Genomic DNA, 17387 nt, shown 5'->3' with positions numbered 1-17387 from the left:
GATCGTTCGGTGCGGGGCGAAAGGTTCGCGCCCTACGGTCGGGCGGTGACAGACACCTGGCCCGTCATCGCGCCCGCCCCGGGAACCCCGGCGTGTGGGCCACCCTCGTTCGCACCGGAGCGCGGCTGGTGGGTGACCCGGCACGCCGACGTGCGGGCCGCACTCACCGACCCGGCGTTGCGGGTGCCGCCCGTCGACACCGGCCCGTTCGGCACCCTCGCCTGGCTGCGCGCCACGGTCAGCCGGTTCAGCGCGCCGCGACAGCACGCCGACCGTCGGGCCGTCGCGGTGGCGGCGCTGGTCCCGCTGGACCCGGACGAGCTGCGACACGATGCGGCCCGGCTGACCGTGGCCGTTCTCGACCGGGCCGGCGACCGGGTCGACGTGATCCGGGAACTGGCCCGGCCGGTGCCGCTGCGGGCGTTGGCCGCTCGCCTCGGTTTCGCGGATCCGGCAGCCGCCGGGACGGCGGTCGCGGTCGTCGCGGCCGCGTACCACCCGGGGGTGGACCCGGCGTCGACCGCGCGGGCCGACCGGGCGGTGGCGGCGCTGCTGGCGCTCGCGCCAGCGGGACCCCCGGTGGTACGGGCGAACCTGATCGGCCTGCTGGTCCAGGCGTGCGACGCCACCGCCGGCCTGATCGGCGCCGCCGCCCATCACCTGTTGCCCCCGGCCGCCCCGGAAACGCCCGCCACAGCACTGACCGCCGACCTGCTGGCCGAGGTGCTGCGCCTCGACCCGCCGGTGCGCGCCACCCGACGGGTCACCGTCGACGCGGTACGGCTGGGCGGGCAGGATCTGCCGGCGGGCACTCCGGTGCTGCTGCGTTTCGACGCGGCCAACCGCGACCCGCGGGCGTTCACCGACCCCGCGAGGTTCCAGCCCGGTCGTTCCGGTGCCGGACTGTTGACGTTCGGGACGGGGGAGCGGGGTTGCCCCGGCGACCGGCACGCCCTGGCGCTGGCCAGCGGGGTGCTCGACGTGCTGCGGGAACGCGGCCGGCGTAGTCCGACCCCGGTGCGTCACGAGCCGCACCCGACAGTGCGGGTGCCGACAGATCTGGAGGTGAGCGTCCGATGATCGACAGTCGTGCCGCGTTCCACGCCCTGCACCGCGCCGGCCGCCCACTGCTGCTGCCCAACGCGTGGGACCACGCCTCGGCGGCGGCGCTCGCCGCGCGAGGCCACCCGGCCATCGGCACCACCAGCCTCGGGGTCGCCGCGACCACCGGCCGTCCCGACGGCGCGGCGGCCACCGCGGGAGAGACCCTCGCCCTGGCCCGCCGCCTGGCCGGGTTGCCGGTGCTGCTCAGCGTGGACGTGGAGGGCGGGTTCAGTGACGACCCGACGGAGGTCGCCGCGTACGTGGCGGACCTGGCCGGGCTCGGCGTGGTCGGGATCAACCTGGAGGACGGCCGCCCGGACGGCACGCTTGCCGACCCCGAGTGCGTCGCCGACAAAATCGCGGCGGTGAAGGCGGCGGTGCCGGACCTGTTCGTCAACGCCCGCACCGACACGTGGTGGCTTGCGGTGGCCGACCCGCTGCCGCAGGCCCTCGCCCGAGCCCGCGCCTACCGGGCGGCCGGCGCGGACGGGATCTTCGTGCCGGGCACCGTCGACGACGCGACGCTGCGGGTCCTCACCGAGCGGGTCGACGCTCCCGTGAACGCGCTGTACCAGCCCGGCGGCCCGGGGCTGACCGAGCTGGGCAGGGCCGGGGTGGCCCGGGTCAGCACCGGCTCGCTGCTGTTCCGGGCAGCACTGGGCGCCGCGCTCGACGCCGCCGACGCCGTCCGCCTCGGCAGGCCCACCACCTCGTCGGGCCTGCCGTCGTACGCCGAGGTGCAAGCCCTGGTGCCGCCCGCCGCCGACTGACGGCGCCCGCCGCCGACTGACGGCGCCCGCCGCCGACTGACGGCGCCCGCCGCCGACTGACGGCGACTGACGGCGGCGGCCGGCGTCTGGCGGTGGCGGCCGGTGGCCGGTGGCAAGCGACGGCGGACGGCGGCGTCTAACGGCCCGCCGGTGTCCGCCGGCTGCGCCGGCCCGCGCGGGCAGTGGCCCGATCAACCGGCGCCGGTGGGGTGAGGCTGCGTTCCGGCGCCTTTGGAGCTGAATCGTTGACGACATCACAGGCCGGCTGCCGACCCAACCACCCTCTGCCCGCCCCTGCCCCGCGCCCCCGACCCTGCGTCCCCGCCCTGCGTCCCTGCCCTGCCCGCCGCCCACCCTGTTGATCAAGAGGTTTGCGTCACCGGAACGGCTTCGGATGACGCAAACCTCTTGATCACGTCACGGTGGCGGTCGGTGGGCGGGTGTGGGGGAGTGGGGCATGCCGGGGGCGAAGGGGGCGGTTGGGGGTCGGGGCGGTCGTGATTCGTTGGCGACATCAGCTCCAAAGGGGTCAGCAGCATGGGTTGCCCCCGGCGAGGGCGGGTGGGTGGTGTGTGGTCCGTTCGGGGGCGAATAGGAGGAATGTTCGGTCGGTTCCGGTGCTGATGATTACGGTGTGTTTCAGGGCGAACCACCCAGTGCCGTGACCGGAGAAAGGGACCCCGTCATGCGAGTGCCCAGCCGTAGTCCGGGACAGCAGCCCGGTTCGCCTCCGTCGCCCACCGCCCCGGCCCGCCGTCGACCCTCCGGCACGGCCCCCCGCCGCCTTCCCGCCGCCGCGCCCGACCTGGCCGCTTACCGGGCCGCCGTCGCCGAGCTGCTGGTCGAGGTCGGCGCCCTGGCGGACGCGGCGAGCACCCGGGCCCGGCAGGTGCTCATCGACGAGCGGCTGCGGGAGCCGGCGCTCGCCGCGGTCCTCGATGGCACCCCGCAGGGGCTGATCGGCGCGCGCGAGACCCTGCTGCTGGAGATGGCCCGCTATCAGCCGAACGACCGCACCTCGGCCGGTGACCTCAGCGCCCTGGTCCGGATCTACCTGCTCTCCCGCATCGACGTGCTGTGGTGGCAGGACGCGCCGACCTTCGTCACCGACGACCAGGTCAACGGCAGCGCCGAACTGGTCGACCTGGAGTGGCTGCGCCGCCGTGACCTGCTGCGCTTCCGCTACCAGGAACAGCCCGCCACGATGCTGGGCCGGGCTGCGCGCGGGCTGCGGCGCCGACTGCTACCCGACGCCACCCCGCACACCGCGGGGCTGCTGTTCCGCCGCGCCCGCCGCGAGGTGGTGGCGCTGCTCAACGACATCGCCCGGGAGTTCGCCGCCGTCGCGCCGCCGGCCACCCCGCCGCTCTGGGTGACCAGCCTGGTCCGCAGCGCCGAGCACCAGTACCGGTTGCGCCGCCTGGGCTACGCGGCGATGTTGCCCAGCGGGCACTGCCTCGGCTACTCGGTCGACGTCGAGCTCGCCTGGTTCGAGCGTTTCGGCGCGCGGGACACCCTGGCGCAGCTGCTGCTGAGCCGACAGGAGGCCGGTGAGCTGAACGTGATCGACGAGGGGCAGGCCTGGCACCTGTGTCTCGCGCCCACCGCCCGGCGTCGGCTACGCCGGGCGTACGAGGCCGAGATGGGGGTCTGAGCCGGTGTGCGGCATCGCGTTGAGCATTGGCCCCGAAGCCGACCCGGCGACCTTCCGGCGGATGCTCGCCGCCCTGGCCCCACGCGGTGAGGTCACCGAGACCCGGTCGGAGAACGGTCTGCTCGCCGGCACCCGTCGACTGCGGGTCGTCGACCGGGACCGGGCGGTGCAACCGTGGACCTCGACCGACGAACGATGGCTGCTCTGCTTCAACGGCGAGATCTTCAACTACCGGGAGTTACGGGCGCAGCTGACCCGCCTGGGGCAGGCCTTCCGCACCGAAAGCGACACCGAGGTGCTGCTCGCCGCGTTCCAGCAGTGGGGCGAGGCGGCGGTGACCCGGCTGCGCGGCGAGTACGCCTTCGCGGTCGTCGAACGGGCCACCGGTCGGGCGTACCTGGCCCGCGACCCGCTCGGCGTCAAGCCGCTGTACTGGTCCCGTCGGCCCGGCTGCCTGCACATCGCCTCCGAGGTCAAGGCGCTCGTCGGGCACGGCGCCCCGATCGCCGAGGTGCCGCCCGGGCACCACGGCTGGGCCGAGGCGGACGGGCACGTGCGCCTGAGCCCGTACGTCGACCTGCTCACCATCGGCGACGGCCTGCCGATCATCGACGACCCGGACGAGGCCGCGCTGCTGGTCCGCGCTGCGCTGAGCGACGCCATCCGGATGCGGGTGGAGACCGACCTGACCGTCGGGGTGGTGCTCTCCGGTGGCCTGGACAGCTCGTTGACCCTGCGGCAGGTGCGGGACATCCACCCGGACTGTGTCGCGGTGACCGTCGGCGTGGCGGACAGCCCCGACGTGGCGTACGCCCGGCGGCTCGCCGCCGACCTCGACGTGCCGCACGTGGTGGTCGAGCTGCGCCCGCGCGACATCCGGCTCGCCGACGTCCGCGAGGCCATCCGGATCTCCGAACTGACCGAGTACGGCGACATCATCAACGCGGTCGTCTCGGTGCCGATCTTCCGGCGGCTGCGCGACCTGGGCATCAAGGTGGTGTTGACCGGTGACGGCTCCGACGAGCTGTTCGGCGGGTACCCGATGTACCACCAGGTCGCCCCGGCGGCGGCCCGCAGGCTGTTCCTGCACCGCATCCGCAACCTGTGCCGCACCGAGTTGCAGCGGGTCGACCGGGCCGCCATGGGACACGGCGTGGAGGCACGGGTGCCGTTCCTCGACCTCAGCGTGGTGGAGCTGGCGATGCGGTTGCCGGTGGATCTGAAGCTGCGCCACGGCCAGGAGAAGTGGATCGTCCGGCGGGCGTTCGGCGACGTGCTGCCCGACTACATCCTCCGCCGTCCGAAGAACCCGATGTCGTACTCGTCCGGGTTGCACGAGCGGGTCCGGCTGTACAAGCCGCTCTTCGCCCGGCTGCACCGCTCGTTCGGCTACGACCTGCAGGAGCCGGTCCGGCGGGACTTCGACACCGTGCTGAGCCGCTGCGGCAACGACCTGGACCGGGCCATCGCCGACGGTCTCAGCCGACCCGACTACACGGTCCTGGAGCACGCCCGCGACCTGGTCGGCGCGGCCAAGTGGAACGCCGCGCCGATGGTCCGCCGGCTGGTCGGCCCGCGCCCGGCCCGCCCCTGACGGTCGCCCCGCACGCCACGCTTGACTCTGACACGGTGTCAGGGACGAGTGTGAGGGGGCCATGTTCACCATCGGAGACTTCGCCAGATTCGGCCGGGTGTCGGTGCGGATGCTGCGCCACTACGACAGCATCGGCCTGTTGCGCCCGGCCAGCGTCGACCCGCACAGCGGTTACCGCTTCTACCGGGCCGACCAGCTGCGTCGGCTCAACCGGGTGATCGCCCTCAAGGAGCTGGGCCTCACCCTGGAACAGGTGCGCGCGATCGTCGACGACGCCGTCGACGTGGCCGAGCTGCGGGGCATGCTGCGGCTGCGCCGGAGCCAGCTGGCGGAGCAGTTGGCCGCCGACACGGCCCGGTTGGCGGCCGTGGAGGCGAGGCTCCGAATGATCGAGTCGGAGGGTCGGATGACCACCCAGGACGTCGTACTCAAGGAGATCGCACCGGTCCGCGTCGCGGAGCTGACCGCCGTCGCGGCCAGTTACCAGGGCGAGGACATCGGACCGGTGATCCAACCGCTCTACCCCGAGCTGTTCCGGCGGTTGTCGGCGGCCGGCGTCAACCCGAGCGGGCCCGCCGTCGCCTGGTACGAGCCCGCCGACGCGGGCGGCGACGCCGTCGTCGTGCACGCCGGGGTGCTCGTCGACGCCGAGCCGGCCGCGGCTCCCGACGTCACGGTGCGCGACCTGCCGGCGCTGCACAGCGCGGCGACCATCATCCACCACGGTGCGATGGCCGACGTCGAGCCGAGCATGCAGGCGCTCGCCCGGTGGATCGAGGAGAACGGTTACCGCACCGACGGTTTCGCCCGGGAGGTCTACCTGGACTACTGCGCGGACACCCCGGAGAAGGGCGTCACCGAGCTTCAGCTCGCCGTGTACCGCGACTGAGCCGGCCGCCGCGCACCGGATCGCCCCGCCGACCGGGCGCTCAGCTCACCAGCAGCAGCGCGCCGACCGCGCCGAGCGTGCCGGTGACCGCGAGCAGCGTGCTGGTCAGCACGAACCGGGTCACCGGCACCGTGACCCGGGCCGCCCGGCACCGCTCGAACCACAGCAGGGTCGCCAGCGACGCCCAGGGTGCGGCCAGCGGGCCGACGTTGGTGCCGATCAGCAGGGCCAGCAGCCGGGTCGCGTCGCCGCCCGGCAGCACCGACTCGCCGGCCAGGTAGGCCGGCAGGTTGTTCAGCGCGTTGGCGAGCAGCGCTCCGGTGCCGCCGGCGCGCAGCGCGCCGAGCGCACCACCGTCGGCCCCGAGCAGGGTGCCCACCAGGTCGTCCAGCCCGTGCCGGCCGAGGGTCTGCACCACCAGGAACAGGCCGGTGACGAAGAGCAGGAGGCGCACCGGCACCAGCCCCGGACGCAGCGTGGCGGGGGAGCGGACGACGAACCCGACCAGCACCAGCGCCAGCGCGACGGTGGAGGCGAGACCGATCTCCACGCCGGCGAGGATCCCGCCGATGAAGAGCAGACAACCGGCGAGGGCGGTGCGGTGCAGCACCGGGTCCGCCGGCACGTGCGCGGCCGGCGGGACGAAGCGCCCCCCGGTCGGTTGGTCCCGCCGCCACCAGGTGAACCAGAGCAGCGCCATCGTGACCGCCACCGCCACCAGCTGAGGCAGCGCCATGCGGGTCGCGTACGTCAGGGGCGCCAGCCCGACCCGGTCGGCGGCCAGCAGGTTGGTCAGGTTGGACACCGGCAACAGCAGACTGGCGGTGTTCGCCAGCCAGACCGTGGTGACCGCGAGCGGGCCGGCGGGCACGCGCAGGGTGCGCGCCAGCGCGAGCAGGACCGGGGTGAGCAGCACGGCGGTGGTGTCGAGGTTGAGCACGAGGGTGGTCAGTGTCGCCAGGCCGCCGCAGAGCAGGAACAGCGCCGCCCACCTCCCCCGGGAGGCGATGGCCAGTCGGCTGGCCAGCACGTCGAACACACCGGCCACGGCGGTCAGCTCGGCGAGCACGATGACGGTGCCGAGGAAGAGCAGCAGCGGCAGGATCCGGTGCAGCGTGGCGGTGGTCTCCGCGCGGGGCAGCAGCCCGCTCAGCGCGCAGGTCGCGCCGACCACGGCGAGGACGACCGCCACCAGGTCCAGCGGGTGGGGTCGCCAGCGGGTGGTCGGCTCGGGTGTGGCGGGCGGTGCGAGGGCGGCAAGCTTCACGTCTGACCACGTTGACACGGTGGCGGGTCTGCCGCCCGCGCTGGAACTGTCAGGGTGACCAGGCCCACCAGCGCGTGACCGGCGACCGGAGCAGCGCGGTCGACCAGTCGCGGCGCTGCGGCGCGGGGAACCCGACAGACCGGCCCGGGACGGGAGACAACCGACGATCGGCCCCACCGCATCCGATAGGTAAGCGTGACCGGCGAATTCCGCCCGAACAGGGCCGGGCCCGGCCCCCGGAGATCGGGGGCCGGGCCCGGCTGCGGGCTCGGTGCCTACCAGCCCAGGTAGCTGGGCTGGGTCTGCACGTTGAGCTCCTGGTAGCGGGTCAGCTTGGCCGTCCAGGTGCGCCAGTCGTTCAGCTCCAGGACGTCCAGGCCCTTCACCATGTCGTTGGAGTAGATGTGGCCGTTGTAGTAGTACGCGGACCAGGTGCCACCGCCGACAGGCCGGTCTGCCGAGAGCGGGCCGCGCTCCCAGAAGGCGATCTCCTTCGGGTTGGCCGAGTCGGTGAAGTCCCAGACCGAGATGCCGCCCTGGTACCACGCCTGGACCATGATGTCCTTACCGAGCACCGGGATCAGCGAGCCGTTGTGCGCCACGCAGTTCTCGGTGTCGGCGTTCGCCCGGGGGATCTTGTAGTAGCTGCGGAAGGTCATCTTCCGGGCGTTGCCGCGGCCGCTGATGTCGTAGATGGCGTCCGCGCCCCGGTTCGGGCCGACAGCCTCGTTGCAGGTCGCCGCGCCGCCGCCACCCAGCTCGTCGGTGAAGATCACCTTGGTGCCGGCGTTGTTGAAGGTGGCCGAGTGCCAGAACGCGAAGTTGACCTCGTCCCGCACCCGGTTGATGACCCGGGGCGCTTCCCGGTTCTTGATGTCGAGCAGGATGCCGTCACCCATGCACGCGCCGGCGGCCAGGTCCTTGGCCGGGTAGACGGTGATGTCGTGGCAGCCGGTGGTCGCCGAGCCGGTCTCACTGCCCGGGAAACCGCCGTCCGGGAAGAGGTTCGGGGCCGCGATCACCGCGGCGTCCGTCGGCTTCTTCAGCGGCACCTTGATGATGGAGATGGAGTCGTGCGGGGGCTGGCAGTCCGGGAACTCGGCCCGCGGGCTGTACGACGAGACGTACAGGTAGACCGTCTTGTTGTTCTTGCCCGGCACCAGGGTGTGGGTGTGTGAGCCGCAGGCCGTTTCGACGGACTTGATGTAGCGCGGGTTGGCCTTGTCCTTGATGTCGAAGACCTTGATGCCCTCCCACGAGCCCTTCACGTCCGCCCCCTGCGCGGTGCTGTTGCAGGAGTCGTCGCTGCGGGACGAGTCGGTGGAGAGGAAGAGCAGGTCACCGTGGACGGAGATGTCGTTCTGCGACCCCGGGCAGAGCACCCGGGCCTTGACCGTCGGGGCGCTGGGCCGCGAGATGTCGTAGATGACGAAGCCGTTGTAGTTGCCGGCGAACGCGTACTTGCCCTGGAAGGCGATGTCGCTGTTGGTCGCGTCCAGTGGGGCGACCTTGGGCACGTTGGCGATCTGGCGCAGGTTGGGGCTGCTCACGATCTCGTCGACGCCGGGGATCGTGTTGGTGAGCGCGGGGGCTGGGGCCGCCTGCGGCACCGTCTGGGCGTTGCTCGCCGGGGCGACGAGAGCGCTGGCGACGAGGAGGCCGGTCGTGGCGAGCGCCACGATGCGCAGTTGTCGTAACCGTGGCTTGTGGAGTCTGATCATCGGCGGGGCCCTTCGCAAGGGGGAGACGATGGCTGACACGTTACCGCTCGACGAAGAACGTCGATGTGAGCTGGATCACATGAAAGTGGGTTCTTCAATGGATAGCATCGCGGTGACCTCGACTGCAGGGAGTGGCCCATGACCAACCGGCGCGCACGCACCCTGGCGATCGTCACACTCGCTGTCGCGTTGCCGCTGGTGGCGTTCATGATGATCCGCCTCGACGGCGACACCGGCACGCGGGCCGCGCAGCCGGTCTCCGCGCCCGCCCCCGCAACCGCGTCGCCGACGGTCAGCCCGGTCCCCACCGACCTGACCGTCATCGCGCCTGGCCGCCCGGGCGAGACGGCGGCCACCCGGCCGGCGCACGAGGTCCGCGACGTCGGCCCCGCCCCGCACAACTCGCTGGACGTCTGGTTCGTCCGGATGATGATCCCGCACCACGCGCAGGCCCTGGCGATGGCGGAGCTCGCCCCCGACCGGGCCGCCGACCCCGACGTGCGGGCCATCGCCGAGCGCATCCGGGCCAGCCAGGGCCCGGAGATGGGCATGATGCGCGGCTGGTTGCAGACCCGCGGCCTCCCCGCGGAGGTCCAGGGGCACGACCACGGCACCATGCGCGGCATGCAGTCACCCGAGGCGATGGCGCAGCTCGCCGCGACCCGTGGCCATGACTTCGACAAGCTCTTCGTCCAGATGATGACCGAGCACCACCAGGGCGCCATCGAGATGGCCACCAACCTGCTCACCGTCGGCTCCGACCTGACGCTCAACGAGTTCGCCAACGCCGTCGCCACCGAGCAGACCGTCGAGATCGACCGCATGCGCGAGATCCTCGGCTCCTGAGCCCGGGCGCGCGGGGCGCGAGGGGCCCGGGCGCGCGGGGGGCGAGGGCCGCCCGTCCCGGCACGTACGCTGGGTGACCGTGAGACGCACAGTGCTCGGCCGCCCGCTGCGCGGCGTCGCCTTCGACGTGGCCGTCGCCGCCCTGGTGGTGCTCGTCTCGCTGGCCGCGGCGGTGAACCAGCCGGGAGGTTGGGCGGCCACGGCGGTCGGCGTGGGCATGGCGGTGGCGCTGCTGTTCCGCCGCACCCACCCGGGCGTGGTGACGGTGGCCGTCGCGGCGCTCGCCCTCATCCAGGTGGTCGCCCGGTGGGGTCCGCTCATCTACGACGTGGCCGTCCTGATCGCGCTCTACAGCGTGGTGAAGTACGGGCGGCGGCTACGCGACGGCGTGCTGGCCGGCGCGGTCGCGGCCGTCGGGGTGCTGCTGGCCGCCGCACAGACCCCCAACGTCATCCAGTGGTGGGTGACCGCGCTGTGGTACGCGCTGGTCACCGGAGCGGTGTGGTTGGTAGCGCTGAACGTGCGGACCCGCCGGCTCTACGTGCTCAGCCTGGAGGAGCGGGCCGCGACCCTGGAACGCGAACGGGAGGCCGAGTCCCGGGCGGCGGTCGCCGAGGAGCGCACCCGGATCGCCCGTGAGCTGCACGACGTGGTCGCACACAGCATGGCCGTGATGATCGTCCAGGCGGACGGCGCCCGGTTCATGCTCGACAGCGACCCCGCCCAGGCGCGTACCGCGGTGAAGGTGGTGGCGGACACCGGCCGGCAGGCCCTCGAGGAGATGCGCCGGCTCGTCGGGGTCCTGCGCGACGCCGGCCCGACCGGCGGGGAGGCCGACGCGGCCGGGCTGGCGGTGGCGGCCGACCCGGAGCACCGGCGTCTCGCCCTGGCGGAGCTGCCCGACCTGCTGGCCCGGTTCGTCGACGCCGGCCTGCACGTCCGCAGCACCGCCACCGGTACGCCACCGACCCTGCCGCCGGGCCTGGAGCTGACCGTCTACCGGGTGGTGCAGGAGGCGCTGACCAACGCGCTCAAGCACGCCGGGGTCGGCGCCGGCGTCGAGGTCGTCCTGTCGTACACCGTCGAAGCCGTCGTGGTCCGGGTGGTCGACGACGGTCGCGGCCGTCCGCTGGTCAGCCCGGCGCCGCCCGGCGGTCACGGCCTGCTCGGCATGCGGGAGCGGGTGACGGTGTACGACGGCAGCCTCACCGCCGGCCCCCGACCGACCGGGGGCTGGCAGGTCGAGGTTCGGCTGCCGCTACCGTCGGAGCCGGCAACGGAGGTGATCGCGGCATGACGGTCCGGGTAGTGATCGTGGACGACCAGGCGCTGGTCCGCGCCGGGTTCCGGATGGTGCTGGACTCCCAGCCCGACCTTGAGGTCGTCGGGGAGGCGATCGACGGCGCGGACGCCCTGCGGGTGCTCGCCCGCACCGAGGCCGACGTCGTCGTGATGGACATCCGGATGCCCACCATGGACGGGGTGGAGGCGACCCGGCGACTCTGCGCCGAGCGGCCCGCGGACGGGCCCCGGGTGCTGGTGCTGACCACCTTCGACACCGAGGCGGACGCGTTCGCCGCCCTACAGGCCGGGGCGAGTGGATTCCTGCTCAAGAACGTTCCGCCGGAGGAGCTGCTGGCGGCCATCCGGGTGGTGGCCCAGGGCGACTCGGTGGTGGCTCCGTCGATCACCCGGCGTCTGCTGGACCGGTTCGCCGGGCAGCTCGGCGCCGCCCCGAGCGGCGACCCTCGGCTCGCCCAGCTCACCGAACGCGAACGGGAGGTGCTGCTGCTGGTCGCCCAGGGGCTGTCCAACGCGGAGATCGCCGCCCGGGTGCACGTCGCCGAGGCGACGGTGAAGACCCACGTCGGGCGGATCCTGGCCAAGCTCCAGCTGCGCGACCGGGTCCAGGCGGTGGTCCTGGCGTACGAGAGTGGGCTGGTCACGCCCGGCGGATGACACCGCGTACGACCTGGGTCGTGGCGGACGGCGGGCGCACCGCGACCCCTGGCGCAGGCAGGTCGAGCGCGCAGGTGGAGATCGATCCAGCGGTGCCGGCCATAGCGTCGGAGGGGTCCGATCCGCCACCCGCACCGGGAGCCCCGCATGATCCGCCTGACCCTGCGCTCGTTGCGTGCCGAGGCGCTGCGCATGCTGCTCTCGGCGCTCGCCGTCGTGCTCGGCGTCGCGTTCGTCGCCGGCACGATGATCTTCGTCGACGGGATGCGGACCGGCGCGTACGAGCGGGCCGGCACCTTCGACCGCCACACCGACCTGGGTGTCTACTCGACCGGCCGGAAGGTGTTGCCCCCGACCCTGGTCGATCGGGTGCGGGCGGTCGACGGGGTGGCCGCCGCAGCCGGTGAGCTGACCAACACCGCCGGGATCGTCGGCGCCGACGGTCGGCCGGTGCTCGGCTTCACCATGCTCGTCGCCGTCCCCACCGAGGACGCGCTGCGCTCGTACGACGTGGTGGCCGGCCGGTTGCCCGACCGGGCCGGTGAGGTGGTGCTCGACGCGCCCACGGCGACCGAGCAGGGCTTCGGGCTCGGCGCGACGGTCCGGATCGGTGCCACCGGCGGGGCGGCCCGCCCGTACACGCTGGTCGGCACCGTCGACGTGGCCGGCACCTCCCGCGACGTCGGCGGTCCGTTCGTCGGCCTGGTCGGGCCGGACGCGCTGGCCCTCACCGGCGAGCGGGGCTACGGCCGCGTCATGGTGGCGGCCCGCCCGGGCGCCGACGTCGCGGCGCTGACCGAGCGGGTACGCGCCGTGGTCGGCGCCGAAGCCACTGTGAAGAGTCGCCAGCAGATCCTCGACGAGGCGGTGCAGGAGGCGGTCCGCAACGTGGACCAGTTCCGCATGCTGCTGTTGATCTTCGTGGGGGTCGCGATCGTGGTGGCCGGCTTCGTGATCGCCAACACCTTTGCGATCGTTCTGGCACAGCGCACCCGGCGCACCGCGCTGCTGCGCCTGATCGGCGCCACCCGGGGGCAGGTCTTCCGGTCCACAGTGCTGGAGTCGGCAGTGCTGGGGTTGGTCGCCTCCGCGCTCGGAGTGCTGATCGGGGTGGCCCTCGCCGGTGCGATGCGGCTCCTGCTGTCCCGACTGGACGTACCGGTCACCGGCGGCCTGACCGTGACCGGTTCGACGGTGCTGACCGGCCTGCTGCTGGGCACCGGCCTCACCGTGTGCGCCGCCCTGCTCCCGGCCTGGCGGGGAACGCGGATCGCCCCGGTGGCCGCGCTCACCGACGCCGCGGTGCAGCCCAGCCGGGGTGCCGGTCGGCTCCGGCTGACCGCCGGCGCGGTGGTGCTCGCCGTCGGGGTCGCCGCGCTGGCCGGTGCCGCCAGCGCCGGGCAGCTGCTGCTGGTGGCGGCCGGCGGGGTGCTCAGCTTCTTCGGGATCGTGCTGTTCGGGCCGGTGCTCGTCCCGGCGCTGGCCCGGGTGTTCGGCTGGCCGGTACGACGGGTGCTCGGCACCGCCGGTGAGCTGGCGGTCGCCAACACGGTGCGCAATCCACGGCGGGTCGCCGCGACAGCCACGGCACTGGTGATCGGGATCGGACTGGTCTCGGCGTTCATGGTGGGCGCGCGCAGCACCAAGGACGGCATCGAACGCAGCGTCGACGCTCAGATCGGCACCGACTTCGTGGTCAGCGGAATCGGACAGGACCTGCCGGCCGCGCTCGTCGGTGAGCTCACCGCCCGCCCCGAGTTGGGGGTCGTGCACGAACAGCGCAGCGTCGTCGTCGACGACGTCGAGATCCGCGCGGCCCACCCGGCGCTGGTCTCTCGGACGCTGAGCGGGGTGCTGGCCGGCGACGCCGACCGTGTCGGTCCGGGGCAGGTGCTGGTGCACAGCGAGTTGGCGCGCTCCCGTGGTTGGCAGGTCGGTTCGCCGGTGACCGTCGCGGGCCGGTCGTTGCGGGTGGCCGCCGTGGTCACCGACGACACCCCCGGCGGTGCGGTGCCGGCGGGTCACGTCATCGACCTGTCCGACCAGGACTTCGCCGCGCTCTTCCCCGCCCAGCGGGGCTACCTGGCCGAGATCGACCCCGCCGCCGGGGTGAGCGCCGATCGGGCTCGTGCGGCGATCACGGCCGTGCTCGGCCGGTACCCGACGGTGAACCTGATGGACCAGGGCGCGTACAAGAAGATGCTCACCGGCACTGTGGACATGCTGCTCGCCTTCGTCACCGCGCTGCTCGGCCTGGCCGTGGTGATCGCCCTGGTCGGCGTCGCGAACACGCTGAGCCTGTCGGTGCTCGAACGGACCAGGGAGAACGCCGTGCTGCGGGCGGTCGGGCTCACCCGGGGGCGGATGCGGGCCGTGCTCGCCGTCGAGGCGGTGCTGATGGCGGTGGTCGGCGCGGTGCTCGGTGTCGGGCTCGGCACCGGAGTCAGCGCGTCCACGATGGCCCTGCTGGACCGCCTCGGCGGCGACTTCCACGTGGTGCTGCCGTTCGGTCAGCTCGGGCTGATCGTCGGCGTCGCGGTGCTGGCCGCCCTGCTCGCCTCGGTGCTGCCGGCCCGCCGGGCGCTGTCCCGCCCGGTCGTCGAGGCGCTCGCCGACCAGTGACCGGCCGGGTTGTCGGCAGTGGCACCGGACGGACATCGCCGGCCGGCCCCGCCCTCTTCCCCGGCGGCGGGACCGGCCAGCGGTGCCGGGTCTACAGGCGCTCGACCATCGGGCCGACGCACCGGTTGCGGGTGTCGAAGACGTAGCGGGCGTGCGTGACCACGAGGTCGTAGTCGAAGATGTCATGGTCGGTGACCACCACCACCGCGTCGGCGGCGCGCACCTCCCGCTCGGTGAGCCCGACCATGGTGACCCCGGCGGGGAGCTGGTGCGCCTCCGCGTACGGCTCGACGGCGTGCACCTCGGCGCCGAGGGCCTGCAACCGTCGCGCCACATCGACGGCGGGGGAGTCCCGCATGTCGCCGGTGTTCTTCTTGTAGGCCAGACCGAGCAGCAGCAGCCGGGCGCCTCTGGCGGCCCGACCGTCCCGGTTCAGCCCCGCCATGATCCGCTGCGCGACGTGCTCGGGCATCTCGTGGTTGACGTCGTTGGCCAGCTCGATGAACCGGAACTGCCGCCCGAGGCGGCGCTTGACCTGCCAGGACAGGTAGCACGGGTCGATCGGCAGGCAGTGCCCGCCGACGCCGGGGCCGGGCCGGAACGGCAGGAAACCGAACGGCTTGGTCGAGGCCGCGTCGATCGCCTCCCAGACGTCGATGTCGAGGTGGTGCGAGAGCATGGTCAGCTCGTTGATCAGCGCGATGTTGACCTGGCGGAAGGTGTTCTCGATCAGCTTGGTCAGCTCGGCGACGCGGGTGGAGTCCACCGGCACGGTGCGTTCCACGAGGCGCCGGTAGAACTCGTCCACCCGGGCCAGCGACGCCCGGTCCACACCGGAGACCACCTTCGGGGTGTTCTCCAGGCGCCAGGTCGGGTTGCCCGGGTCGATCCGCTCCGGGCTGTAGCCCAGGTGGAAGTCGCCGGGGCTGGTCAGCCCGCTGGCCGACTCCAGCAGCGGGCGCAGCAGCTCCTCGGTGGTGCCGGGGTACGTGGTCGATTCCAGGATCACCGTGCAGCCCGGGCGTACGTACGGGCCGATGCCGATGCCGGCCTGCTCGACGAAGCTCAGGTCGGGGGTGCCGTCGCGCAGCGGGGTCGGCACCGTGATGACGCAGATGTCGAACCCGTCGGCGTCGGTGTACTCGGTGCTGGGGTGGTAGCGACCGCTGCCCAACGCCCGGCCCAGCCGGTCGGCCGGGATGTCCTCGACGAACGACTCGCCGGAGGCGAGGCGCTTGACCCGGTCGGCGTCGACGTCCAGCCCGACCACGTCGAGCCCCGCCTCGACGGCCCGCATGGCCAGTGGCAGTCCCACATACCCCTGACCGATGACGACCAGCTTTTCAGCGCTCACCCAGGCTCCCGCAGCAGATGGTGTAAATGGCCTGCTGAGAGCCTAGAGGCGTCTTCGGTGACGTAAGTCCGTTTTGGGGATATGGGTGCCGGTGGGACTGTGGGGACGTCGACGGCGCGTGGCTCAACCGCCGGCCGGCACCTCCGGATCGGCCGGCGCGCTCGTGGTCGTGGGCGGCGTGGTCGGCGGCGTCGGATCGGTCGGTGGCAGGCTGGTCGGTGGTGCGCTGGTCGGTGGTGCGCTGGTGACGACCGCCGTCGGCGTCGGCGAAGTGGCGGTCTGGCTCGGCTCCAGGCTCGGCGTGGCCGAGACCGAAACCGACGGCGGGTTGTTGGGTGCCCGCGTGCGGTCGGGCCGGCCAGGGTCGACGCTGGTGATCTGTTCGTTGGCCGCGGGCAGGTCCACGGGACCGCTCGGCGCGACCGTCGGCGCGGTGGTCGGCAGATGGACCGCCGGATCCTCGCCCGCGTGGCGCTGCGCGGCCAGTGCCGCGCCGAGCCCGACCAGCGCGACGAGCATGGCCGCGGCCGCACCGACCAGCGGGCCCCGCCGGCGCGCCGCCCGTGACCCGTTCGCCACCGCCGCGCCCACCGGCACGTCGGTGCGGGTGCCCGGCCCGGCGTTGCGCAGCGCGACAGGGGTGGCCATCGCCGTCGGTGGCTCGCCGTCGGTGACCGCCGTCCGAGCGGCCTCGGCCATCGCCGCGCCGCTGGTGAACCGCTCCAGCGGATCCTTGGCCAGGGCCCGCGACACCAGGGCGCGGACCGCCTCCGGGATGTCGTGCGGCAGCTCCGGCGGCTCGTCGTCCAGGTGTCGGACGGCGACCTGCAGGGGGTTGTCGCCGGTGAACGGCGGACTGCCGGTGAGGCAGCAGTAGGTGACCGCGCCCAGGGCGTAGATGTCGGTGGCGCCGCTGACCGGCCGCCCGGCCGCCTGCTCGGGAGCCATGTAGAGGGCGGTGCCCGGCACCGCGTTGGTGCTGGTGATGCTGGTGATGTCGGTGGAGCGGGCCACGCCGAAGTCGACCAGGACGACGGTGCCGTCCTCCTGCACCAGCAGATTGCTGGGCTTGACGTCGCGGTGCACGATGCCGCCGCGATGGGCCGCGTTGAGCGCTGCCGCCGCCTGGGCCACGATCGACATCGTCTCGGCCACGTCGAGCCGCCCGGCCGCCTCGATCCGCTTGGACAGGGGCTCACCGGCGACGAACTCCATGACGAGGTAGTCCGCCCGGCCGCCGTCGGGCAGGTCGTCCGCGCCGCAGTCGAAGACCTGCACGATGCCGGGGTGCCGCAGCGCCGCCATGATCCGGGCCTCGGCGCGGAACCGGGCGATGAAGTCCGGGTCGGAGACCAGCGCGGGGAGCAGAACCTTGACCGCGACCTGTCGGCCGAGGATCAGGTCGGAGGCACGCCAAACGTCGCCCATGCCGCCCGTGGCGACACGTTCGTCCAAGCGGTAGCGACCGCTGAGCACGACCTCCGATGACAACACCGCCTTACCGTACCTAGCGCGGCTCGGGCCGGCGCGCCGTGGCAGGGCCGCCGTGCGGCTGGTTCGGGTTGGCTGATTCGCTGTGACCTGTGTGGACGCTCACCCTTGGTGAC

The 17387-nt window shown here is 73.2% G+C and carries 13 protein-coding genes; 9 read left to right on the top strand and 4 right to left on the bottom strand.

The window, feature by feature from the left end:
* The first annotated feature begins 45 nt into the window (after positions 1-45).
* The 5 genes from AB0C03_RS07705 to AB0C03_RS07685 all read left to right on the top strand — a co-directional run bounded on the left by AB0C03_RS07705 (position 46) and on the right by AB0C03_RS07685 (position 6011).
* On the top strand, positions 46-1080 hold the full coding sequence (locus AB0C03_RS07705; protein ID WP_357635328.1) for a cytochrome P450: 1035 nt from the start codon (positions 46-48) through the stop codon (positions 1078-1080).
* Complete coding sequence (locus AB0C03_RS07700; protein ID WP_210865872.1) at positions 1077-1874, top strand: isocitrate lyase/PEP mutase family protein; 798 nt, start codon at positions 1077-1079, stop codon at positions 1872-1874. The genes AB0C03_RS07705 and AB0C03_RS07700 overlap by 4 nt, the downstream gene beginning before the upstream one ends.
* Positions 1875-2559: 685 nt before the next feature.
* Positions 2560-3528 (top strand): DUF5715 family protein, encoded by a 969-nt coding sequence (locus AB0C03_RS07695; RefSeq protein WP_357635325.1) that lies wholly within the window; start codon positions 2560-2562, stop codon positions 3526-3528.
* Positions 3529-3532: 4 nt separating this feature from the next.
* Positions 3533-5122, top strand: a complete 1590-nt coding sequence (locus AB0C03_RS07690; protein ID WP_030338063.1) for an asparagine synthetase B family protein — start codon at positions 3533-3535, stop codon at positions 5120-5122.
* Between the two features lie 61 nt (positions 5123-5183).
* Positions 5184-6011 carry a MerR family transcriptional regulator gene (locus AB0C03_RS07685; protein WP_210865870.1) on the top strand — a complete coding sequence of 276 codons (828 nt, stop codon included), beginning with the start codon at positions 5184-5186 and terminating at the stop codon, positions 6009-6011.
* A gap of 40 nt (positions 6012-6051) precedes the next feature.
* Here the strand turns inward: AB0C03_RS07685 and AB0C03_RS07680 are convergent, their stop codons facing one another.
* On the bottom strand, positions 6052-7278 hold the full coding sequence (locus AB0C03_RS07680) for an ArsB/NhaD family transporter (RefSeq protein ID WP_357635320.1): 1227 nt from the start codon (positions 7276-7278) through the stop codon (positions 6052-6054).
* 275 nt (positions 7279-7553) lie between these two features.
* Complete coding sequence (locus AB0C03_RS07675) at positions 7554-8999, bottom strand: LVIVD repeat-containing protein (RefSeq protein WP_030338057.1); 1446 nt, start codon at positions 8997-8999, stop codon at positions 7554-7556.
* A gap of 138 nt (positions 9000-9137) precedes the next feature.
* Here AB0C03_RS07675 and AB0C03_RS07670 point away from each other — a divergent pair, with 138 nt between their 5' ends.
* From AB0C03_RS07670 to AB0C03_RS07655, 4 genes are all read left to right on the top strand, one after another.
* Positions 9138-9845 carry a DUF305 domain-containing protein gene (locus AB0C03_RS07670; protein ID WP_357635316.1) on the top strand — a complete coding sequence of 236 codons (708 nt, stop codon included), beginning with the start codon at positions 9138-9140 and terminating at the stop codon, positions 9843-9845.
* A gap of 73 nt (positions 9846-9918) precedes the next feature.
* The gene (locus AB0C03_RS07665; protein ID WP_210865868.1) at positions 9919-11142 is read left to right on the top strand and encodes a sensor histidine kinase; all 1224 of its coding nucleotides are present in this window, start codon (positions 9919-9921) and stop codon (positions 11140-11142) included.
* Positions 11139-11804 carry a response regulator gene (locus AB0C03_RS07660; protein WP_210859290.1) on the top strand — a complete coding sequence of 222 codons (666 nt, stop codon included), beginning with the start codon at positions 11139-11141 and terminating at the stop codon, positions 11802-11804. Before AB0C03_RS07665 ends, AB0C03_RS07660 begins: the two co-directional genes overlap by 4 nt.
* Positions 11805-11951: 147 nt before the next feature.
* Positions 11952-14426, top strand: a complete 2475-nt coding sequence (locus AB0C03_RS07655) for an ABC transporter permease (protein WP_357635312.1) — start codon at positions 11952-11954, stop codon at positions 14424-14426.
* Positions 14427-14517: 91 nt separating this feature from the next.
* On the opposite strand, the gene AB0C03_RS07650 is transcribed toward AB0C03_RS07655, so the two are convergent.
* Both AB0C03_RS07650 and AB0C03_RS07645 read right to left on the bottom strand, forming a co-directional pair.
* Entirely contained in the window at positions 14518-15780 is a 1263-nt protein-coding gene (locus AB0C03_RS07650; protein ID WP_030338052.1) for a nucleotide sugar dehydrogenase, read from the bottom strand.
* 123 nt (positions 15781-15903) lie between these two features.
* On the bottom strand, positions 15904-17274 hold the full coding sequence (locus tag AB0C03_RS07645; RefSeq protein WP_081884236.1) for a serine/threonine-protein kinase: 1371 nt from the start codon (positions 17272-17274) through the stop codon (positions 15904-15906).
* Positions 17275-17387: the final 113 nt, after the last annotated feature.

The sequence above is a fragment of the Micromonospora parva genome (genome assembly GCF_040649675.1).
In the GTDB taxonomy this organism is placed as follows: Bacteria; Actinomycetota; Actinomycetes; order Mycobacteriales; family Micromonosporaceae; genus Micromonospora; species Micromonospora parva.
Note: the sequence above shows the minus strand (reverse complement) of the source record. Positions and strands in the feature narration are given on the sequence as shown.

What these genes read in the sequence shown, in the direction of transcription:
- AB0C03_RS07700 (WP_210865872.1), top strand. Translation starts at nt 1,077, where the DNA reads ATGATCGACAGTCGTGCCGCGTTCCACGCCCTGCACCGCGCCGGCCGC.
- AB0C03_RS07695 (WP_357635325.1), top strand. Translation starts at nt 2,560, where the DNA reads ATGCGAGTGCCCAGCCGTAGTCCGGGACAGCAGCCCGGTTCGCCTCCG.
- AB0C03_RS07685 (WP_210865870.1), top strand. Translation starts at nt 5,184, where the DNA reads ATGTTCACCATCGGAGACTTCGCCAGATTCGGCCGGGTGTCGGTGCGG.
- AB0C03_RS07675 (WP_030338057.1), bottom strand. Translation starts at nt 8,999, where the DNA reads ATGATCAGACTCCACAAGCCACGGTTACGACAACTGCGCATCGTGGCG.
- AB0C03_RS07670 (WP_357635316.1), top strand. Translation starts at nt 9,138, where the DNA reads ATGACCAACCGGCGCGCACGCACCCTGGCGATCGTCACACTCGCTGTC.
- AB0C03_RS07660 (WP_210859290.1), top strand. Translation starts at nt 11,139, where the DNA reads ATGACGGTCCGGGTAGTGATCGTGGACGACCAGGCGCTGGTCCGCGCC.
- AB0C03_RS07655 (WP_357635312.1), top strand. Translation starts at nt 11,952, where the DNA reads ATGATCCGCCTGACCCTGCGCTCGTTGCGTGCCGAGGCGCTGCGCATG.